The 255-nt window shown below is 62.4% G+C and carries 1 protein-coding gene; it reads right to left on the bottom strand.

Annotated features, from left to right (window positions below; translation table 11 throughout):
- Positions 1-255: recombinase family protein (locus AB4Y34_RS42380; RefSeq protein WP_368719368.1), on the bottom strand; the 255-nt coding region annotated here is incomplete at both ends.

The following is a 255-nucleotide window of genomic DNA, read 5'->3' as shown; positions in this document are numbered from 1 at the left end:
GTCAAGAATCAGCGTGTCCGCAAGCGCGCAGATTTCCAGCAGCCGATGCCAGTCGGCATTGTTTCTTGCAAGGCGTGAAACCTCCAGGCCCATGACGATGCCAGCGCGGCCCATGCCAACATCAGTGACCAACCGTTGAAACCCCTCCCGCCATGACGCTGATGCTCCCGATTCGCCCTGATCGCTGTCGATCGTGACGATCTGCTCGTCGCGCCAGCCGAGCGCGGTCGCACGCCCACGCAAGGCGTATTGCCG

It is taken from the genome of Paraburkholderia sp. BR10954 (assembly GCF_040965775.1).
Classification (GTDB): Bacteria; Pseudomonadota; Gammaproteobacteria; order Burkholderiales; family Burkholderiaceae; genus Paraburkholderia; species Paraburkholderia youngii.
This window is presented reverse-complemented; position numbering and strand designations above follow the sequence as displayed.